At 70.0% G+C, this 2684-nt stretch carries 3 protein-coding genes; all 3 read left to right on the plus strand.

The window, feature by feature from the left end; translation table 11 throughout:
• On the plus strand, nt 1-214 hold a 214-nt coding region (locus EIO58_RS19180; RefSeq protein ID WP_205789325.1), incomplete at its 5' end, for a hypothetical protein.
• A gap of 147 nt (nt 215-361) precedes the next feature.
• Complete coding sequence (locus tag EIO58_RS15775) at nt 362-1408, plus strand: LacI family DNA-binding transcriptional regulator (RefSeq protein ID WP_127820303.1); 1047 nt, start codon at nt 362-364, stop codon at nt 1406-1408.
• 11 nt (nt 1409-1419) lie between these two features.
• Nucleotides 1420-2684 (plus strand): extracellular solute-binding protein (locus EIO58_RS15780; RefSeq protein ID WP_127820304.1); only part of this gene is annotated, 1265 nt, incomplete at its 3' end.

Here is a 2684-nt window from a genome sequence, read left to right on the forward strand (position 1 = left end):
CGAGCGCGCGTTCCGGCCGGACGGCCCTAAACCCCGCGTCTGCGCCGGCGCCGGACGTCGCACCGGGCGATGCCGCACCCCCGGGCTTCGCGCGCACGGATCCCCCCGTCGGCACTGGGAGGACGAGTCCCGAGCCGGACGCACCGGCCGGGGCGCGGCATCCGGACCCGTCGTCGTCGCTGCTGGACGCGCCTTCGGCGGTCGCGGCGAGTGACGCTCGCACGGAGCCCATCGACCTGCCGCGCCCTGACTGAACCGAGGGTCTAGCACCGCGACGGTGTGGGCGCAAGGGGCTTGCCGCCGGAGCTAAACCGATTTAGAGTCTGAACCGGTTTAGACGTCCGCACCGACGAGGAGTGCCATGGGAGAGCCGCCCCCCACGATCGCCGACGTCGCTCGCAAGGCGGGCGTCAGCAAGGGTCTCGTGTCGTTCGCGCTGAACGACCGGCCGGGAGTGGCCAGCGACACCCGCGCACGGATCCTCGAGGTCGCGCGCGAGATGGGGTGGACCCCGAGCCTGCGCGCCCGTGCCCTGAGCACCGGCCGCTCGTTCGCGTGCGGGCTCGTCATCGGCCGCAGCACCGACGTGATCGCAGCCGACCCGTTCTTCCACTCGTTCATCGCGGGCATCGAGGACGAGTTCTCGGTGTCGGGCCAGGTGCTCGTGCTCGCCGCCGCCACCCCCGGCCGTCAGGAGGCCGAGACGTACCGTGGCCTTGCCGCCGACAAGCGTGTGGACGGCGTGATCCTCACCGACCTCCGTGCCGGCGATCCGCGCCTCCGTCTCGTCGACGGACTGGGGCTCGCCGCAGTGACGCTGGGCGTCCCCGACGTCGACTCCCGCCACTCGTCGGTCTCGGTCGACGACGGCGCCGGCATCCGAGCGGCGGTCCGTCACCTCGCCCATCTCGGACACCGCCGCGTCGCCCACGTCGCCGGTCCCGACTCGATGCTGCACGCCCGCGCGCGACGGATCGCGTTCCAGGAGGAAGCGGCCGGATCGGGCCTCACATCGATCTGCGTCGAGACGGACTTCAGCGCCGCCTCGGGCGCCGCGGCGACCGAGACCCTCATCGGGGGCGACACGCCGCCCAGCGCCATCGTGTACTCGAACGACCACATGGCGATCGCGGGACTGGGCGTCGCGCGGCGCCGCGGCCTGTCGGTGCCCGACGACCTGTCGGTCACGGGCTTCGACGACACCGAGCTCGGACGATACGTGAACCCGTCGCTCACCAGCGTCGCGACCGACGCCCGCGAATGGGGGCGGGTCGCCGCGCGCACTCTCCTCGCCGCGATCGCCGGCGAAGCACCGAAGCAGGTGCGGCTCGCCGAGCCGAGCCTGACCGTCCGCGAGTCCACCGGACCCGCGCCCACCGAATATCGCGGCGGACGCCGCGACCGATGAAGGAGCATGAGATGCAACGACGCATGATCCTCGCCGCGGCGGCCGCGGCGGGTGTCCTGACCTTGACCGCCTGCGGAGGCGGCGGAGGCGGCGGAGGCGGCGACGACGCCGGGATGGACGGCAGAGGCGACATCACGATCTGGTACTCGAACAACGCGTCCGAGATCGCCTGGGGCGAGCAGATGGTCGAGGCGTGGAACGCCGAGCACCCCGACGAGCAGGTCACGGCGCAGGAGATCCCGGCCGGTGCTTCGAGCGAAGAGGTCATCGGGGCCGCGATCACCGCAGGCAACGCGCCGTGCCTCATCTTCAACACCTCGCCGGCCGCGGTCCCCGGATTCCAGAGGCAGGGCGGCCTTGTCGACCTCTCGGAGTTCGACGACGGCGAGGACTACATCACGGAGCGTTCGGGCGATGTCGCCGATCAATACCGCTCGGAGGACGGCGGCTTCTACCAGATGCCGTGGAAGTCCAACCCGGTGATGATCTTCTACAACAAGGACATGTTCGCCCAGGCCGGCCTCGACGCCGAGAACCCGCCGCTGTCGACGTACGACGAGTTCCTCGAGACCGCGCGGGCGCTCAAGGGGGCGGGCGTCGCGAGCTACGCGATCAACCCCGCTCCCACGAGCGAGTTCTTCCAGTCGTGGTTCGACTTCTACCCGCTGTACGCCGCGCAGACCGGTGGCACGCAGCTGGTCGAAGACGGTCAGGCCACATTCGACTCCGAGGACGGACAGATCGTCGCCGACTTCTGGCGCACGCTCTACGAGGAGCAGCTCGCGGGGCAGGAGCAGTACCAGGGAGATGCGTTCGCCGACGGGTACGCGGCGATGGCGATCGTCGGACCCTGGGCGATCGACGTCTACGGGGATGCCGTCAACTGGGGTGCGCTGCCGGTTCCGACGCAGGAGGGAACCGCGCCCGAGGAGACGTGGACGTTCAGCGATGCGAAGAACGTCGGCCTCTTCACGGCGTGCGACAACAAGGCGACCGCGTGGGACGTGCTGAAGTTCGCCACGAGTGAAAATCAGGACGAGATCCTCCTCGAAGAGACCGGTCAGATGCCGATGCGGCAGGACCTGACCGAGACCTACCCCGACTACTTCGGCGAGAACCCGGCGTACGAGCAGTTCGGCGACCAGAACTCGCGCACCGTCGAGGTGCCGAACGTGCCGAACTCGGTGGAGATCTGGCAGGTCTTCCGCGACGGGTACTCCGAGTCGGTGATCTTCGGCGAGAAGGATGTCGCCGACTTCCTCTCCGACACCGCCGC

This window comes from Microbacterium sp. CPCC 204701 (genome assembly GCF_004010105.1).
Lineage (GTDB): Bacteria > Actinomycetota > Actinomycetes > Actinomycetales > Microbacteriaceae > Microbacterium.